Origin of the sequence: Adhaeribacter terrigena (assembly GCF_016623615.1) — a bacterium.
GTDB lineage: Bacteria > Bacteroidota > Bacteroidia > Cytophagales > Hymenobacteraceae > Adhaeribacter_A > Adhaeribacter_A terrigena.
In genome coordinates this window covers 494,533-511,701 of the sequence record NZ_JAEHFX010000001.1, presented here as the reverse complement: position 1 = coordinate 511,701, position 17,169 = coordinate 494,533, and the positions used below count along the sequence as shown (strand labels likewise).

At 46.7% G+C, this 17,169-nt stretch carries 11 protein-coding genes; 5 read left to right on the top strand and 6 right to left on the bottom strand.

Features of this window, described 5'->3' with window-relative positions; genetic code table 11:
• Window position 1: 1 nt before the first annotated feature.
• The gene (locus I5M27_RS02075) at window positions 2-790 is read right to left on the bottom strand and encodes a rhomboid family intramembrane serine protease (protein ID WP_200504366.1); all 789 of its coding nucleotides are present in this window, start codon (window positions 788-790) and stop codon (window positions 2-4) included.
• Window positions 791-927: 137 nt separating this feature from the next.
• Window positions 928-2,775, bottom strand: a complete 1,848-nt coding sequence (mutL, locus tag I5M27_RS02070; protein WP_200504365.1) for a DNA mismatch repair endonuclease MutL — start codon at window positions 2,773-2,775, stop codon at window positions 928-930.
• Between the two features lie 384 nt (window positions 2,776-3,159).
• On the opposite strand from mutL, the gene I5M27_RS02065 reads away from it, so the two are divergent.
• The 4 genes from I5M27_RS02065 to I5M27_RS02050 all read left to right on the top strand — a co-directional run bounded on the left by I5M27_RS02065 (window position 3,160) and on the right by I5M27_RS02050 (window position 11,947).
• Window positions 3,160-6,114, top strand: coding sequence for a glycoside hydrolase family 3 N-terminal domain-containing protein (locus I5M27_RS02065; RefSeq protein ID WP_234462347.1), 2,955 nt, complete (start codon window positions 3,160-3,162; stop codon window positions 6,112-6,114).
• A 973-nt stretch (window positions 6,115-7,087) separates the two neighbouring features.
• A complete protein-coding gene (gene bshA, locus I5M27_RS02060; protein ID WP_200504364.1) occupies window positions 7,088-8,236 on the top strand; it encodes an N-acetyl-alpha-D-glucosaminyl L-malate synthase BshA in 1,149 nt (382 codons plus the stop codon).
• A 189-nt stretch (window positions 8,237-8,425) separates the two neighbouring features.
• Window positions 8,426-10,090, top strand: a complete 1,665-nt coding sequence (locus I5M27_RS02055) for a T9SS type A sorting domain-containing protein (protein WP_200504363.1) — start codon at window positions 8,426-8,428, stop codon at window positions 10,088-10,090.
• Between the two features lie 216 nt (window positions 10,091-10,306).
• On the top strand, window positions 10,307-11,947 hold the full coding sequence (locus I5M27_RS02050; protein WP_200504362.1) for a T9SS type A sorting domain-containing protein: 1,641 nt from the start codon (window positions 10,307-10,309) through the stop codon (window positions 11,945-11,947).
• A 157-nt stretch (window positions 11,948-12,104) separates the two neighbouring features.
• On the opposite strand, the gene I5M27_RS02045 is transcribed toward I5M27_RS02050, so the two are convergent.
• Window positions 12,105-12,635: a DUF7935 family protein gene (locus I5M27_RS02045; protein WP_200504361.1), complete on the bottom strand. Its 531-nt coding sequence runs from the start codon at window positions 12,633-12,635 to the stop codon at window positions 12,105-12,107.
• Between the two features lie 137 nt (window positions 12,636-12,772).
• On the opposite strand from I5M27_RS02045, the gene I5M27_RS02040 reads away from it, so the two are divergent.
• The gene (locus tag I5M27_RS02040; RefSeq protein WP_200504360.1) at window positions 12,773-13,123 is read left to right on the top strand and encodes a HesB/IscA family protein; all 351 of its coding nucleotides are present in this window, start codon (window positions 12,773-12,775) and stop codon (window positions 13,121-13,123) included.
• An 87-nt stretch (window positions 13,124-13,210) separates the two neighbouring features.
• Here I5M27_RS02040 and I5M27_RS02035 read toward each other — a convergent pair whose 3' ends face one another.
• The 3 genes from I5M27_RS02035 to I5M27_RS02025 all read right to left on the bottom strand — a co-directional run bounded on the left by I5M27_RS02035 (window position 13,211) and on the right by I5M27_RS02025 (window position 16,954).
• Complete coding sequence (locus I5M27_RS02035; RefSeq protein ID WP_200504359.1) at window positions 13,211-14,080, bottom strand: ChaN family lipoprotein; 870 nt, start codon at window positions 14,078-14,080, stop codon at window positions 13,211-13,213.
• A gap of 674 nt (window positions 14,081-14,754) precedes the next feature.
• A complete protein-coding gene (locus I5M27_RS02030; protein ID WP_200504358.1) occupies window positions 14,755-16,056 on the bottom strand; it encodes an ABC transporter permease in 1,302 nt (433 codons plus the stop codon).
• Window positions 16,049-16,954, bottom strand: a complete 906-nt coding sequence (locus I5M27_RS02025) for an ABC transporter ATP-binding protein (protein WP_200504357.1) — start codon at window positions 16,952-16,954, stop codon at window positions 16,049-16,051. Before I5M27_RS02025 ends, I5M27_RS02030 begins: the two co-directional genes overlap by 8 nt.
• Between the last annotated feature and the right edge of the window lie 215 nt (window positions 16,955-17,169).

Genomic DNA, 17,169 nt, shown 5'->3' with positions numbered 1-17,169 from the left:
TTTAGTAGAAATTCTTGCGGTCGTGGCGTTCCCAGATCTTTAGCAGGATATACGCAAAAAGCATCCCGCCAAGGTGCGCAAAATGGGCTACATTATCGCCGGGATTACGGGCCAAACCGGCATACAGTTCGTAAGCGCCGTAAAAAAGCACAAAATATTTCGCTTTTATCGGAAACGGGAAAAATAAGAGCATCAGTTCGGTATTCGGGAAGAGCATGCCGAAAGCCATCAGCAGGGCGAAAACCGCGCCTGAGGCCCCTACCATCTTGCCGTTCTGCACCAGATCGTTGTAAACGCTTTTTACCGATTCAATCGTGGCCTGTACCATTTCCTGGTTATCAGCTTCGCGTTTGTACTGCGCCACCGCTTCCGGATTGTATCGTCCGCCCAAGTGTTCATCTAAAAACTGACTAAAAGCCAGCGGGCTCGGATTTTCAGCATAAACGGCTACGTCTTTTTTCATATCCATTATCTCATACGTTCGGATTCCCTGGTAAAGCAAGCTTGCACCCAGGCCGCAAACCAGGTAAAAAACCAGGAAACGGTTGCCGCCCCAGCGGTATTCCAGCATCGGTCCGAAAATAAACAAACTGAACATGTTGCTGAAAATATGGCCCCAGCCGGCGTGCAGAAACATGTGCGTAAACAACTGGTATCCCCGGAATTTATCAGACTGAAAACCGTAGAGCGCAAACTGTTGCATGGCTTCCGGAAAAATGAAATTGGTCATCACAAAAATGACCAGATTCATGATGAGCAGCGCTTTTACCGTGGGGGTTAATTGGAACATGTTCTTTTTTTTATTGTTAATTGTTGATTGCTGATTGTTAATTGATTTTAGGTTGAAATAACCTGATTGTAGTGCTGACTTTTGAAGGCCAAAACCGTATCGTTTTCTTCATTCAATCAGCAATTAATAATTAACAATTATTTAAAAAACTCCTGCAGCCGGTCTTTGTCCAGCATTACAATGGTTTTGTGGCCGTCGGGCGTGTAGTTGGGCGTTTGGCAGGCGAAAAGCTTGTCTACCAGCGCGTTCATTTCCAGGTCCGAAAGGCGGTTGCTGAAGCGGGCGGCCACGCGCTTGGCCATGGCGCGGGCCAGGCTTTCGCGTTTGTTTAACTTTAAACCGCTTAAGTTATTTTTATATTGTTCGAGCAGGCTTTCCAACAGTTCTTTTTCTGAACTCGGTGGCACATCGGCCGGAATCCCGTTTATGAGCATGGTATTGTGCCCGAATTCGCTGAGCTGAAAACCCAGGTCCTGAAATTCGGCGGAAAGCTCGATCACCAAACTGTAATCGGAAGGCGAAAACGAAATGGCCTGCGGGAAAAGCAAGGTCTGCGAAACGCCGGTCTTTTTATCTAAGGCGCTGCTGAATTTTTCGAACAAAATACGTTCCTGCGCCGCCTGCTGGTCTACGAGCATAATGCCCGATTTTACCGGCACCAGCACAAATTTGTTTTGCACCTGAATGGCTTTCGAGCCCGCTTTTTCCGAATTGATGGAAGAAGGAAAGGTAAGCGGTTTATTTTCAACGGGTTCATCGCCAAAATCCAGGCCGGCCGGCAAGCTATCATTTTTCGGAAAAGTCGGTTCGCGGCGGGTTACTTCGTAGAGTTGTTCCCAGTTTTGGGTGTTGCCACTTTTTTGCCCCGAAACCATAGCGTTATAGCTTTTCGCTTTTTCGAAATTGCCAAAATCGGGCGTGCTTGTAGGTTGCAACCGAACCGGGTTCAATGGCGCAAAATTCACGTCGCCGTCAAAATCTAAAGAAGGCGCAATGTTGTGCACGCCCAACGATTTTTTCACGGCCGACTGCACAATGGCATAGATCACTTTTTCGTTTTCGAACTTGATCTCGGTTTTGGTGGGGTGCACGTTAATATCAATGCTCTGCGGCTCAATTTCGAGGAAAAGTACGTAAAACGGATGGCTGTCTTTGGGCAACAACCCTTCGTAAGCGTTCATCACGGCGTGGTTCAGGTAACCGCTTTTTATAAAACGGTTGTTTACGAAAAAGAACTGTTCGCCGCGGGTTTTCTTGCTGAATTCGGGTTTGCCAATGTAGCCGCGCACCTGCAACACGTCCGTATCTTCTTCCACACTGGCCATCTGTTCTTTGTAGTTGTTCCCGAACAGGTTAATGATGCGCTGGCTCAGTTTTCCGGCCGATAATTTATAGACTTCAGAATCGTTCTGGTACAGCGAAAACGCGATCTGCGGATTGGCCAAAGCCACGCGCTGGAATTCATCCAGAATATGCCTCATTTCCACCGCGTTGGTTTTCAGGAAATTACGACGCGCCGGCACGTTAAAGAACAGGTTTTTTACGCAAAACGAAGTGCCGTCGGGCGTGGCCACCGGGCTTTGTTCCACAATTTCAGAGCCTTCAATTACCAGTCGGGTGCCGGTATCGGCGTCGCGTTTCTTGGTTTTAAGTTCTACCTGCGCCACGGCGGCAATACTGGCCAACGCTTCGCCCCGGAAACCCATGGTCTTGATGCGAAAAAGGTCTTCGGTGGTTTTGATTTTGGAAGTAGCATGGCGCTCGAAACTCATGCGCGCATCGGTTTCACTCATGCCGGCGCCGTTATCTACCACCTGAATGAGCTGCTTACCGGCTTCTTTCACGATCAGCTGCACCGAAGTTGCGCCGGCATCTACTGAATTTTCGAGCAACTCTTTCACCACCGAAGCCGGCCGTTGCACCACCTCGCCGGCCGCGATCTGGTTGGCTAAATATTCGGGTAATAAACGTATGATATCTGCCATGTGGCACTGAAAACTTAAAAATGACCGGGCAGCGTTGCTTTTCCGCGGCAAGCTAACACTATTAAAAACAGCTGCTTTACTGCCCGTAAAAAAAATTATTAGTAATATTGCAATCTAATTGCCCACAGACTTTTTAAGCCCGAAACGCTACCGTTTTCTTCTTTAAAAGTCCTTTGCGCCGGAAATGTATGAAACCGGCCGGGCACAGCGTTAGTCTTTTAAGCGCAACCCGCAGAAAACGGGTTGTTTTATTTTAAAGCCGGTCAGTTTGTTACGGAAAAACCGTATGCTTCGGGCCCGAAAAAGTCAGAAATTATTGCTGGTGCTGCTGCACAAAATTAGCCGTAATTCCGACGTATTCAAATTTTAGAAGTTCAGTACTCAATGCGTAAGTTATTAAATCTTGTAATTCTGTTGTCTACGCTTGGTGGGGTGGGTTCGCTGATGTCGTTCAATGGTTCGGAAGAAAACCTGATGATGGTCCGGGAGAAAAGCTGGGTCGATAGCGTTTTTATGTCGTTGACGCCCGACCAGCGCCTGGGCCAGCTTTTTATGGTAGCCGCTTACTCCAACAAAGACGAAAATCATTATAAAAAAATTGACCAGCTGGCGCGCGATTACAACATTGGCGGCCTCATGTTTTTGCAGGGAACTCCCTTTCGCCAGGCCGTTTTAACCAACCGCTACCAAAGCCTGAGCCGCGTGCCTATGCTCATTTCCATGGATGCCGAATGGGGCCTCTCCATGCGCCTGGATTCTTCCATGCACTTTGCCCGCCAGATGACCTTGGGTGCCCTGGACGATGAAAAACTGATTTACCTGATGGGCAAGGAAATAGCCCTGAAAATGAAGCGATTAGGCGTGCACATCAGCTTTTCGCCGGATGTAGACGTGAATGTAAACCCAGCCAACCCCGTGATCGGCAACCGCTCTTTCGGCGAAAGCAAAGAACAGGTGGCCAAGCGCGGCGTAGCATATCTGAAAGGTTTGCAGGACAACGGCATAATTGCGGTTGCCAAGCATTTTCCCGGCCACGGCGATACGGATACCGATTCGCATTACGCTTTGCCCGTGATCAATGCCGACCTTGCCCGCCTGACCGAAGTGGAATTATACCCGTTCCGGAAAACCTTCGAAGCCGGCGTAATGGGCGTAATGGTGGCCCACTTATACATTCCGAAGATCGATAGTACGGCTAATCAGGCTTCTACCCTTTCCAAAAAACTGGTTACCGGCCTGCTGAAAGAAAAAATGGGCTACGAAGGCCTGATCTTTACCGATGCGCTGAACATGAAAGGCGTAAGCAACTTCTACAAACCCGGCGAACTGGACGTTATGGCTTTGCTGGCCGGCAACGACGTTCTTTTGTTTTCGGAAGATGTGCCTACTGCCATGGTTAAAATAAAAGAAGCCATTGCCGCCGGGAAAATCACTCAGGAAGAACTGGACCTGCGCGTAAAAAAGATCCTGAAAGCCAAATATTTTGCCGGCCTGAACAAATATAAACCGATCGTAACCAAAAACCTGGCCGCCGAGATCGATAAACCGGTTAGCGCCGTAGTGCAGCAGGAAATTTACGAACGCTCCACTACCGTGGTTAAAAACAAAGCAAACCTGCTGCCATTCCGGAGCCTGGACACTGTGCAGTTCGCCTCCATTACGGTCGGCGTTACCCCGGATAACCAGTTTACCCGCACCCTCGATAATTACGCGCCTTTCACCAAGTTCAACGTCCCGGACCGCTTTGCGCCCGATTCGATCTTCGATAAATTGTACCCCAAATTACAGGGCCACGATGTGATAGTGGTGAGCATTCACGGTATGAACAATACGCCGCTGAAAGATTTTGGCATCGGTGAAGGCACCCGTAATTTTATCCGGAACCTGCAACTGAACGGCGCTTATAAAGTAGTGGTAGCGGTTATGGGCAATGCTTACAGCCTGAAATATTTCGATGCGAGCGACTGGCTGGTATGCGGTTACGAAGACAATGCGGTTTCACAAACGGTGGTACCTCAGATCCTTTTCGGCGCCCTGCCCGGCCGTGGCCGCTTACCGGTTACTGCCAGCGAAACTTTTAAACTAGGCACCGGGGTAAGTACGCCGGCCATTAACCGCCTGCGCTATGCAGTGCCGGAAAGTGAAGGCATGGATTCGCAGATCCTGAAAGGCATCGATAATATTGCCTTGGAAGCCATTGCTTACGCCGCAACGCCGGGCTGCCAGGTATTGGTGGTGAAAAACGGCACGGTGGTTTTCAACAAAGCATACGGCCATTATACTTACGACAAAGCGCAGCAGGTTACCAATTACACGCTTTACGACATTGCTTCGGTTACCAAAGTAGCTTCTACGCTGCAGGCCATTATGTACCTGAAAGATCAGGGCAAAATAAACCTGGACGAACGCATTGGCACCTATCTGCCGGAACTGCGCAACACCAACAAAGGTGGTTTGATCATCCGCGACATCCTGATTCACCAGGCTGGTTTGCAACCTTTCCTGCCTTTCTGGAAAAACACGGTCGGCGATTCGCTTAAACTGAAAAAGACGTATTATGCCAGCGAAAAAACCACCGATTTTCCGCACGAAGTAATTCCGGGTATTTATGCCACCAAGGCCATGGAAGATTCGCTATGGCGCTGGACCATAAAATCGAAACTGATCTCCAAAAAAGGGGGGGCAGAAAAATACGAATACAAATACAGCGACCTGGGCTTTTTTATGATGAAACGCCTGGCCGAAAAAATGCTGAAGCAGAACCTTAACGAGTTCATGGATCAGAATTTTTACGCGCCGCTCGGCTTAACTACCATGACCTACAACCCGCTGGCCAAATTCCCCCGCGAACGCATTGCTCCTACCGAACAGGATAAATATTTTCGTAACAGCTTGGTTTGGGGCAACGTGCACGACCAGATGGCTGCCATGGCGGGCGGTGTAGCGGGCCATGCCGGTCTATTTTCGAACGCCAACGATTTGGCCGTTTTGATGCAAATGGACCTGAACAACGGGAACTACGGCGGAAAAAAATATTTCAAGAACCAGGTAGTGCGTGAATTCTCGAGAAGCCAGAACAAGGAAAACCGCCGCGGCCTGGGTTGGGACAAAATGGACCCGAAAGGCAACGGCCCGACTTCCGATCTGGCGCCGCCAAGCACCTTCGGCCACTCGGGCTTTACCGGCACCTGCGCCTGGATAGACCCGGTAAACAAAGTGATCTACATTTTCCTTTCGAACCGGGTGCACCATGATGCCGAAAACAACAAGCTCGTAAAATACAACATCCGCACCCGCATTCACGATGTGGTTTACAAATCGATCATTCCGAAATCTTAACTTGTTTGTAGTTGATAGTTAAAAAAAAGCCTGCTCAAACGCAGGCTTTTTTCTTGTGCTTGAGCCGGCAACTAAAGCAGACGAGAATGAATTTTGTCTGAATTAGGATTTATTGGATTCATGGATTAAAGGATTTCAATTGAAGCAGCGTGTAATAAAGTTTTAAACATTACTGCCCTGAAGATAACCACCCCCAAACCCCAATGTCGTTAACTTAAGAGAATCCATAGAAAATTATCGGGTCATTCTGAGCCTGTCGAAGAAACTTACGCGGAATTACAAGGGAATTCGAGCGAAGCAATGAATTCCTTGCAGGTTCGGTACGCGTTAGTTCCTTCGACAAGCTCAGGATGACCGAATAAACCCTTAAGTTGACGACATGGGGGTTTGGGGTGGTTGATTCACGCCTATAGCCAGCGCAGCGTACCTTGAAGACGTTCTGAAGAAAGCTAAACTAAAAAGAAGCGAGCTACGAAGGGAGCTGACACCAGTTTCTGTGAGAGCGGCCTCCAAGACTTCCGGTGCCGACGCAGGAGGCAGCCCGCCAGGGCAGGAAGGGTTGCAGCCGCGAACGCAGAAACGAAGCCACCCGGCTTGAGGGAGAAAGTAAACTATGAAATTAAACCATTAAAGGTTGAAAGTAGAAAGCAGACTATGAAAACGGTATACTTTCAAGCCTAAAAACTCAATAGCAAACAAAACTACCAACCTGATGAGATCACTACTATCGTCAGGACGACGCCATAAAACGGTATGCTTTCACACACAAAAACCCAAAACGCTTTCAACCCAAAACCTCATTAAACCCTTCAAAAGCTCCGGAAATAAAAACCAATATTGAAATACCCACTCCAGCCAAAAACAGTTATATAATAGCAAAAGCAACAAATTAAAAATTACAAAATCATAAGAACACCCATTTGTTTTCTCTAAAATAAAATTGCTATTTCCGGCTCCGAAAAAAAGAATTGCTATGAAAATAGGCATTGTTTGTTACCCAACCTTTGGCGGCTCCGGCGTGGTGGCTACCGAATTGGGCAAAGCCCTGGCCCAGAAAGGCCACCAGGTGCATTTTATTACCTACAGCCAACCCGCCCGCCTCGATTTCTTCAACGAAAACCTGTTTTACCACGAAGTTTATATCCCGGATTACCCGCTTTTTCACTATCCGCCTTACGAACTGGCGCTGGCCAGCAAAATGGTAGACATCGTAAAATTCGAGAAGCTGGATGTGCTGCACGTGCATTACGCCATTCCGCACGCCTCGGCGGCCTACATGGCGAAGCAGATCCTGAAAACGCAGAACATCAACATTCCGGTTATTACTACGCTGCACGGCACCGATATTACGCTGGTGGGCAAAGATCCTTCTTATGAACCGGTGGTTACCTTCAGCATCAACCAGTCTGACGCGGTTACTTCGGTTTCGGACGACCTGAGAGTGGAAACCTACAAATATTTCAAGGTCGAGAAAGAGATCGAAGTGATCCCGAACTTTATAAACCTGGAGCGTTTCCGGAAACAACCCAAAGAACATTTCAAGGCAGCTATCTCCCCTTTCGGCGAAAAACTGCTTGTGCATACGTCTAATTTCCGGCAGGTAAAACGGGTGGAAGACGTGATCCGGATCTTTGCTGAGGTCAGAAAAACCGTTGCCAGTAAATTATTGCTGGTAGGCGACGGGCCGGAAAGGCCGGGAATTGAAAAACTTTGCCGCGACCTGAACATTTGCCAGGATGTGCGCTTTTTAGGCAAACTCGAAGCCGTGGAGGAAGTGCTTTCCATTGCCGACCTGTTTTTAATGCCTTCCGAAAAAGAAAGCTTCGGTCTGGCCGCCCTGGAAGCCATGGCCTGCGAAGTGCCGGTCATTTCCTCGAACGCGGGCGGCATTCCGGAACTGAACGTGCAAGGCGTAACTGGTTTCCTGAGCAACATCGGCGACGTGGACGACATGGTAAAAAATGCGCTTTTTGTGCTGCAGGAAGAAAATCTGCCGCGCTTTAAAGCTGCTGCGCTTGCCCACGCCCAGCAATTTGAAACCGGTAAAATTGTACCGCTTTACGAAGCTTGCTACCAAAGCGCGATAGAAAACCAACGCAAAACGGTAGCAGCACAAGCTTAAAAACGCTACCCTTTTCAGCCGAAAAACACTTAGCCAACCTGTGAGGTATTAAAACCTCACAGGTTTTTCGTTTTAAAACGGTAGGGTTTCTGGTTGAAAAACTACTTAGAAAAACTTAACATTTCTTAAAAGCTGAAGCAGCGTTTGTAACATCAAACTTGTCAATGAAAAGAACGCAAAACGGCAACTATGAAAAAAGCACTTACCTTTCTTTTATTCGGAATAACTTTTAACGCTTTCAGTCAGGGCACGCAAACACATGGTCAGGCCAAACTAAACCTGGATGTTTCGAACATCAATCCCACTATTTTAACGGGCGGCGATATGTTCAATTCATTTGGATCAATGGGTACTGTTAATGGCTTGCCGGCATTTGAAGTACCGAGAGGCAGCGGAAAACATACTATTTTTGCTGGCGCACTCTGGATTGGAGGCAAAGACCAACAAAACAACCTATATCTTTCAGCCCAAACGTACAGGCAAGGAGCACCACATGATGCTGGTTACTGGCCCGGTCCAATTGGTGCTGTACAAGGTACGGCCCACTCTGCTAAATACGACAAACTCTGGAAGGTAAGCAAAGCCGAAATTCAGACCCATATAGCCGATTTCAACAAACCAGGCTACACGATGCCTGCCGATATTGCCAACTGGCCGGGTAATGGTGATGCAGCAAATGGCGAAGCCGCTAAACTTGCCCCTTTCATCGATATAAACAACGACGGAATTTATTCGCCGGCACAAGGCGATTACCCGAATATTAATGGCGATCAGGCAATCTACCTCATTCTGAACGATAATGGAAACGTAAAAATACCTTCATCACCGTCCATGAATGCCGAAGTTCACGTAATGCATTACGGGTATGATAACCCGGCAAACGCTGCCGTTTTCAATACGCTCTTCACGGAATATCGCGTTATAAACCGCGGCACCATAAATTTGGAGGATTTTTACGCCGGCGTTTGGGTAGATTTTGATCTGGGTTATTACATTGACGATTTTATTGGTTGCGATACGCTTCAGAATCGTTTTTTCGTTTATAACGGCGATAATTATGACGAAGACACTATTTTCACCCATCAGACCGGCACCGGACCAATTACCATAGATCCTAATGGTTACGGAGCCAATCCACCGGCACAATCAGTAATCTTTCTGGATAAAAAAATGAGCCATTTTGTTTACTACAACAATAATAGCAATCCTGTAAATGGCAATCCGGGCTGGGCATCTGATTATTACAACTATATGCGCGGTTACTGGAAAAACGGCCAACGTTTAACCTACGGCGGCGACGGTACCGATACACTAAATGCGCCAGCCAATTATATGTTCCCCGGAAATCCGGTAACCGGTGCAGGTTGGTCTGAAGTGAATAATTTACCACCTGCTGGCTCCAATGTTCCGGGCGACCGTCGCGGCGTCGGTTCTATCGGCCCGTTTAATCTGAACGCCGGCCAGGACCTGAAATTTACAGTAGCTTACAACTATAGTCGCGGCACATCTAATCTGAACAGTCTAGTAACGGCCGCTCAGGATGCCCAGACCGTGCAAAATTTCTTCCGCAGCTCAATAGTTAGCGCCACCAAACCCGAAATACTTTCACAATCGTTAATGCTTTTCCCAAACCCGGCTTCCGATCTGTTGCAAATTCAATTACCAAATTCACTCCGGAACAAGGAAGCCACTATTGCCATTACCGATAATACCGGCCGCATAGTACTGGAAACGAAAGCGATAAAAGCCAGCCAAAACCAGCAACTCAACATTTCGGGTCTAAGCAAAGGTATTTACCAGGTAACCGTTATTTCCGAAGAACAAACGATTTCTTCTAAGCTGGTAAAATTGTAAAAACGGTATGGTTTCCTGCTAAAAAACTGCCCCAAACCTGTGAGATTTTAAAATCTCACAGGTTTGGGGCAGTTTTAAAACCCTATTGTTTCCAATAGAAAAAGTTTAAATAAATGGCTTGAGAAGCGTATGAAAAAAATACTTGTTGTTTCTTAAAACCCAAAGCAGCGTTTGTAACATCAAGTTCGTCTTTGTAACGAACCCAAACTTACCACGATGAAAAAAGCGCTAACTCTCCTTTTGCTCGGAATAACTTTTAACGCTTACAGCCAGGGCACTCAAACCCATGGATTGGCTAACGAAAAGCTGGATGTATCGAATATCAAACCGCATATTTTAACCGGAGGCGATGCTTTCACAGACTTAATGAACGCAAGGTTTGAAGTGCCCCGTGGCAGCGGAAAACATACTATTTATGCCGGGGCGCTCTGGATTGGCGGGAAAGATCATTCCGGACAGCTTTATGTATCGCAGCAAACCTACCGGCAAGGTTCTATTAATCACGGGGGTTATTGGCCCGGACCAATTGCAACAGTTCAGGATACAAGCCACACGGTTAAATACGACAAGCTTTGGAAAGTAAGTAAAACGGAAATCCAAAACCACATGGCCAATTACAACAAACCCGGTTATACGATGCCAAAAGCTATCGCAACCTGGCCCGGAAATGGCGATATTTCTAAAGGAGAAGCGGCTCAGCTCGCCCCATTTGTAGACCTGAACAACGATGGCGTTTATTCTCCGGCGCAAGGCGATTACCCGAATATAAACGGCGATCAGGCGATCTATCTCATTCTAAATGACAAAGGCAATGAGAAATACCCTTTATCGCCATCCATGAACGCAGAAGTTCATGTAATGCATTACGGGTTTGATAACCCAGCCAGCGCGGCCGTTTTCAATACCCTCTTCACCGAGTACCGCATCATTAACCGGGGCACCATTAATTTACAGAATTTCTACGCCGGCATCTGGGTAGATTTCGACCTTGGCTATTATGATGATGATTTTATAGGCTGCGATACCCTTCAGAATCGTTTTTACGTCTATAATGGCGACAACTATGATGAAGACACCACTTTTACCAAACAAACCATCTATGGCCAGGTTACTATAAATCCAAATGGCTACGGCGCCAACCCACCGGCACAATCGGTTATTTTCCTCGATAACAAGATGAGTCACTTTATTTATTACCAAAACGATAGTAACCCTACTAATGGTAATCCTTCCCGCGCTTCAGATTTTTACAACTACATGAGCGGCGTTTGGCGAGATGGCAAGTTCTTAACGCAATGGGGTGATGGAACCAATCAAAGCAATCCTCCTGCTTCTTATATGTTTCCAGGTGGAGCAAATGGTTGGTCTGAAAGTAAAGCGCAACCAACTGGCCAATCGTCAAATACACCCGGCGACAGAAGAGGACTTGGTTCTATCGGACCATTCAACCTAAACGCCGGCCAGGAATTGAAATTTACGGTTGCCTATAATTACAGCCGCGGAAGTTCTAATTTGAATAGCCTCGTAACAGCTTCCCAGGATGCTCAAAATGTGCAGAATTTCTTTAACAACAATATCTTGCTGGGCAAATCGGAAGCAATTGCTGAAAACCAAACCTTAGGCATATACCCGAACCCGGCTAATGATCTACTCCAAATCCAGCTACCAAACTCCTTCGAAAATAAAGCAGCCATTATCACCATTACTGATTACACCGGCCGGATTGTTCTGCAAACTAACACTTCCAAAAACAGCCAAATACAGCAACTCAACATTTCTGCTTTAAGCAAAGGCATTTACCAGGTTACGGTTACTTCCGAAAAACAAAGCCTGACTTCCAAACTGGTAAAGTTATAAAAACGGTATCCTTTTCACCTAAAAAACCCTTAGCAAACCTGTGAGATTTTAAACCTCACAGGTTTTTGCATTGAAACCGATTGTGTTTCCGGCAGAAAAACTAAAAGCCAGCCTCTCGCAGAAGCTGGCTTTCATTGTAAAACGCTATGCTTTTAGGTTAAAAAACCTGGTTGATCTCTTTTTTCATCACGGTAATGGCATGCGCGGTCGGGTCGGTTTCCTGGGCGATGATGGTTTCCAGAATGCGTTTGGCCAGATCGGTGCCTTTGCTTTTATCCTGCATTTCGTGGTACGAACGGTTTATGAGCGTAACCACGTTTTCCTTCGCACTCTGTATTCTTTCCCAGGTCTGGTCGGTCATGTAGATCTGCTGCGAAAGGTTGTGGTTGTATTCGTTCCGGATATCGTTGATGAGCATCCGGTGGTAATCGGAGGCGGTGTGGCCGCTGCTGCTCACGCGAATAAGCAGGTTACTGGGCGTAATGCGTTCCAGGAAAAGCGTCATGCGCTCGTAAGCCTGCAGCCGGATCGGGAGCACGGTTTCGGCGTTTTTCATGCGCAGCTCCAGCAAGCGGAGTTTGTAGTCGCGGTCAACGTAACTTTTTACCAGGAAGTACATCCCGGTCAATAAAAGGGCAGACGGCAGAATGATTTTAAGCAGGTCGAATATCAGTTCGGAAGTGTTCATGCAGGATTAGATTTTTAGCGTTCTAAATATCGGAATATTTTTGAAATCATTTCAGGATTAATATCGTTTTACCAAAATACGGAAGCGGATTTTTTCCGGAATATATTTCGTATTTTTACGCATCAAAACTGTAGAACATGGAAACTTCAACAATAAAAAAAGCGCCGATCACCATCACTGAGAAGGCGTTGGCGGAAGTAAAGACAATTATGCAAGATAAAAACGTGCCGGAAGGCTACGGGTTGCGCATTGGCGTGCAAGGTGGCGGCTGCTCGGGCATGTCTTATCTGCTGGGTTTCGACAAAGCCAAAGAAGCTGACGAAACCTTTGATCTGGAAGGCGTTACGCTGATCATGGACAAAAAGCACGGTATGTATGTTATGGGAATGGAAGTAGATTTCCAGGATGGCCTGAACGCCCGCGGCTTTACTTTCAACAATCCGCAAGCCAAAAGCACCTGCGGCTGCGGAAGCTCTTTCAGCGCTTAAAAAATAAAACGCTATCGTTTTTACTTCAAAAAGTCCGGCCTGGAAACAAGCCGGACTTTTTTGTGCCCTTTCCGTACCGTTTCCTCCTCAATACGATTTCGGCGCATCTTCTGGAACTACCAGAATAAAATCAGCTTTCTTCCGGTTTTCTTTGTCCAGTTTTTTCAGCTCTTTCTGGCTAACATTAGAAATGGTGATAATTTTCAGATCGGGCTTTTGCTGTTTCAGGTACCAGTAAATGCCTTCGAAATTATCGGAATGGTACGAACCGTTAAAATGCAGGAATTTCTGGCCCGGCTGCAGGTTCTTCAGAATAAAATGGGCCATGGTAGCATCTTTCAGCGCCTGGGCTGCCACCATTTTATTGCCCTTCTCTCCCATGCCGTGCGAACCGCCAAACATGGTGAGCATATTCTTATAACCCGGCAATTCTAAATCAATTTTATAAGGCAGCGGCGCCATCAGTTTCTGCGCTTCCGGGCTAAAACTGGTTAAACTTTCCACGCCCGAACCAGCTACCGAAGCGGCATAACGGCGCGGCACATTAGTGGCTATAAACTTCAGGCTATGCGTTTTGGCAAACGTTATTAAAGGTTTATAATCAGTTGTGTAATTACTCCAGGGCCGCGATTCCGCTTCAAAATTGTTTTCCTTAATCTTACCGCTCAAATATTCATCCAGCACCAGCTGCACATCGCTTTCAAACATTTCGGCGCCTAAAACCAATTGACTACCATGCGTCTGAAAAAGTTTTTGCGTAACGAGCAATTGCAAGGCATGCGCCACCGAATCGTTATGCTGTTCGCCGAAAAGAATGACATCCGCTTTTGCCAGTTCCCGTAACATTTTATCGGTATCGGTGGCTTTCCCTTCGGAAGTAAAAAGCTGGTAAGCCGTTTTTTCATTCATAGCAAGTAACAGAAAAACAAGGGGCAGCAACGTAAAAAAGCGCTTCATGGGTTTGAGGAATGGGATATGCTAAAGATAGAAAGAGTTTAGGAAATTTCAGCCAAAATCGGATTTACGCATCAGGTTCTTCTGGTAAAGCAGCCAGCAGTGCAGGGCAACCACCCCAACCCCTTGCCCGAAATTCTCCGGAATCTGCGACTTGAAAAGGACGGGAGCTTAGAGACCGTAACCTAAAGCAGAGGGCAATGAGTTTTGTCTGAATAGTTTTTTTAGGATTTAGGGATTTAAGGATTTTCGTATGAACAGGATTTTAGGGATTGAAATGATGGACAGGATTTTTAACACCTGATTTCACACCTATCGCCAGCGCAGCCTATCCTGAAATCAAGGACTGAAGAAAAGTAGACTAAAAAAAAGCCAGCTACGAAGGAAGCTGACACCAGTTTCTGTGAGAGCGGCCTCCAAGACTTCCGGTGCCGAGGCACGAGGCAGCCCGCCAGGGCAGGAAGGATTGCAGCCGCGAACGCAGAAACGAAGCCACCCGGCTTGAGGGAGAAAGTAAACTATGAAAGTAAAATGCTTGTAGTTTAGAACAAAAGCAATCTATGAAAACGGTATGCTTTCAGGCATAAAAACTACCAAAAAGCATTTTTGCTATAGGACAGCATAACCCAAGGAAAAACATAAAAAAACCCTCCCTTTTTTTTAGAGGAGGGTTAAGATTAACCTTTATAAAACAACCATTTACTCAATTCGCGGTAATTTACTTTCTTACCATACATTAAAATACCCACGCGGTAAATTCTACCCGCCAGCCATACCGTAAAAATAAAGCCTAAAATCAGCATGGCCATAGAAAGCAAAAGTTGCCAGGTAGGCACCCCGAAAGGCAAACGCAGCATCATGGAAATAGGCGACGTGAACGGAATTACCGACATCCAGAAAGCAACCGGACCGTCGGGGTTTTTAATGATAACCGTTTGCGCCACAATAAACGACATGATGAGCGGGATCGTGATCGGGAAAAGGAATTGCTGCGTATCGGTTTCATTGTCTACCGCCGAGCCTACCGCCCCGAATAATGCGCCGTAAAGCAGGTAACCGCCTAAAAAATAGAACAGGAAACAGCCCAGCAAAAGCGGCACGTTCAGGTTATTAATCGCGCTGAAAATATCGTGCATTTCTTTGGCCTGCCCCGCATCGGAAGTGGTTTTCAGGGTTTCCTCAATCTTTTCGTCTGAAAAACGATCTACCTTGAACTGGGAAGAAACTACCGAAACGATGGCGGTGGAAAGCATGATCCAGAGCAGGAACTGCGTTAAACCCACGGCGGCAATGCCCAGAATTTTCCCCATCATGAGTTGAAAAGGCTTTACCGAAGAAATAACTACTTCCACAATGCGGTTCGTTTTTTCTTCTATCACGCCCCGCATGATCTGTACGCCGTAAATAAAAATGAACATGTAGATCAGAATGGCGCCAATATAGCCGGCCGCCGAAGTAACCGCCGCGTTGCTGCTTTTCTCATCGCCGTCGGCCATGTTTACCGTGCTGATGCTGATGTCGGTTTTGATCTGGTCGAGTACTTTTTTATCTACGCCGGAACGGGCAAATTTCTGTTCCTCGATCTCGCGTTTCAGCATTTTCTCCAGCCCGATCTGCGTGGTTAAACTCGTATTTTCCTGCGAAAAAAGTTTAATGCCTTCCGGTTTATCCAGGTTAATTTTCGGAATGTAAAGCAGCGCGGTATTTTCGGTTTCCATCACCCTTTTTTTGGCAGCTTCTACCGAACCGGAAACCGGTTTGAACTTCAGATCACCTTCGTTTTGAAATTTTCCGGCAAACAAACCGCTTTCATCCAGCACTTCTATGGTTTCAGAATCGTCGGAAATGGTGGTCAGCCAGATCGGCACCACCATGAGCGCAGCCATTAAAAGCGGTCCCACCAAGGTCATGATGATGAAGCTTTTTTTCCGGACGCGGGTTAAATATTCACGTTGAACGATGAGCCAGATCTTATGCATATATTTTTTCGGTTACAGTTTGAATAAAGATGTCGTTAATGCTCGGTATTTTTTCACGGAAAGCGTGAATTTCTACCCGTTCCAGCATATACCGTAGTAAAACATTCGGGCTCTGGTTATCTAAGATCTGAACCGTGGCATGGAAAAAACCGTGGTGCTCGTTTTGCTCCAGCACTTTAAAATCAGGCGAAGCGAGCAGTAGTTTCCCTTTGCCTTCCACCATAAAAGTGTTGGTTTTATAGCTGTCGCGAATCGTTTTCACCGGCCCGTCGAGCACTTTTTTAGATCTGTTGATGAGCGCGATATTGTCGCAGAGCTCTTCCACGCTTTCCATGCGGTGCGTAGAAAAAATAATCGTGCTGCCTTTTTCGCGAAGTTCCAGAATTTCGTCTTTAATAATATTGGCATTTACCGGGTCGAAACCGGAAAAAGGTTCATCGAGAATGATCAGCTCGGGTTCGTGCACCACGGTAGCAATGAACTGCACTTTCTGCTGCATGCCTTTGCTCAGGTCTTCGATGGTTTTATCGAGCCAGCTGCGCAAATCCAGTTTATCGATCCATTTTTTAATGCGGCTTGTGGCTTCGGCTTTGCTTAAACCTTTGAGTTGAGCTAAATAAAGCAGCTGTTCGCCTACTTTCATTTTTTTGTAAAGGCCACGCTCTTCGGGCAGATACCCCATATACCGGATGTGATCAGGCTGCAGTTTTTCGCCTTTAAACAGAATTTCGCCGGTATCGGCGCCGGTTATCTGGGTAATAATGCGGATGAGCGAGGTTTTACCGGCGCCGTTCGGGCCCAGCAAACCAAAAATGCAGCCCTTCGGGATCTCGAAACTCACATGATCGAGGGCCAGGTGGCTGGCGTATTTTTTACTGACTTCTTTTATCTGCAACATAGTTTTTGTGCGGAAAACGCTAAGGTTTTGTACTGTAAAACTACGCGTTTGCCCCGAATGTGCAAGCAGGAAGATTAACTTTAAGCTGAAAGGAAAAATGAACACTGCTGCATTTGAACCTCTTTAACATAAAACAGCAAAAGCAACAAGGTATATTTGCAAGGCAACTTTAATCCTGTAATTTAGGGCGATCATTTGGCTTCTTACTTTATGCG

Coding starts and splice junctions, on each gene's coding strand:
- I5M27_RS02045 (WP_200504361.1), bottom strand. CDS start 12,635: ATGAACACTTCCGAACTGATATTCGACCTGCTTAAAATCATTCTGCCG.
- I5M27_RS02065 (WP_234462347.1), top strand. CDS start 3,160: ATGCGTAAGTTATTAAATCTTGTAATTCTGTTGTCTACGCTTGGTGGG.
- I5M27_RS02075 (WP_200504366.1), bottom strand. CDS start 790: ATGTTCCAATTAACCCCCACGGTAAAAGCGCTGCTCATCATGAATCTG.
- I5M27_RS02050 (WP_200504362.1), top strand. CDS start 10,307: ATGAAAAAAGCGCTAACTCTCCTTTTGCTCGGAATAACTTTTAACGCT.
- I5M27_RS02040 (WP_200504360.1), top strand. CDS start 12,773: ATGGAAACTTCAACAATAAAAAAAGCGCCGATCACCATCACTGAGAAG.
- mutL (WP_200504365.1), bottom strand. CDS start 2,775: ATGGCAGATATCATACGTTTATTACCCGAATATTTAGCCAACCAGATC.
- bshA (WP_200504364.1), top strand. CDS start 7,088: ATGAAAATAGGCATTGTTTGTTACCCAACCTTTGGCGGCTCCGGCGTG.
- I5M27_RS02055 (WP_200504363.1), top strand. CDS start 8,426: ATGAAAAAAGCACTTACCTTTCTTTTATTCGGAATAACTTTTAACGCT.
- I5M27_RS02025 (WP_200504357.1), bottom strand. CDS start 16,954: ATGTTGCAGATAAAAGAAGTCAGTAAAAAATACGCCAGCCACCTGGCC.
- I5M27_RS02035 (WP_200504359.1), bottom strand. CDS start 14,080: ATGAAGCGCTTTTTTACGTTGCTGCCCCTTGTTTTTCTGTTACTTGCT.
- I5M27_RS02030 (WP_200504358.1), bottom strand. CDS start 16,056: ATGCATAAGATCTGGCTCATCGTTCAACGTGAATATTTAACCCGCGTC.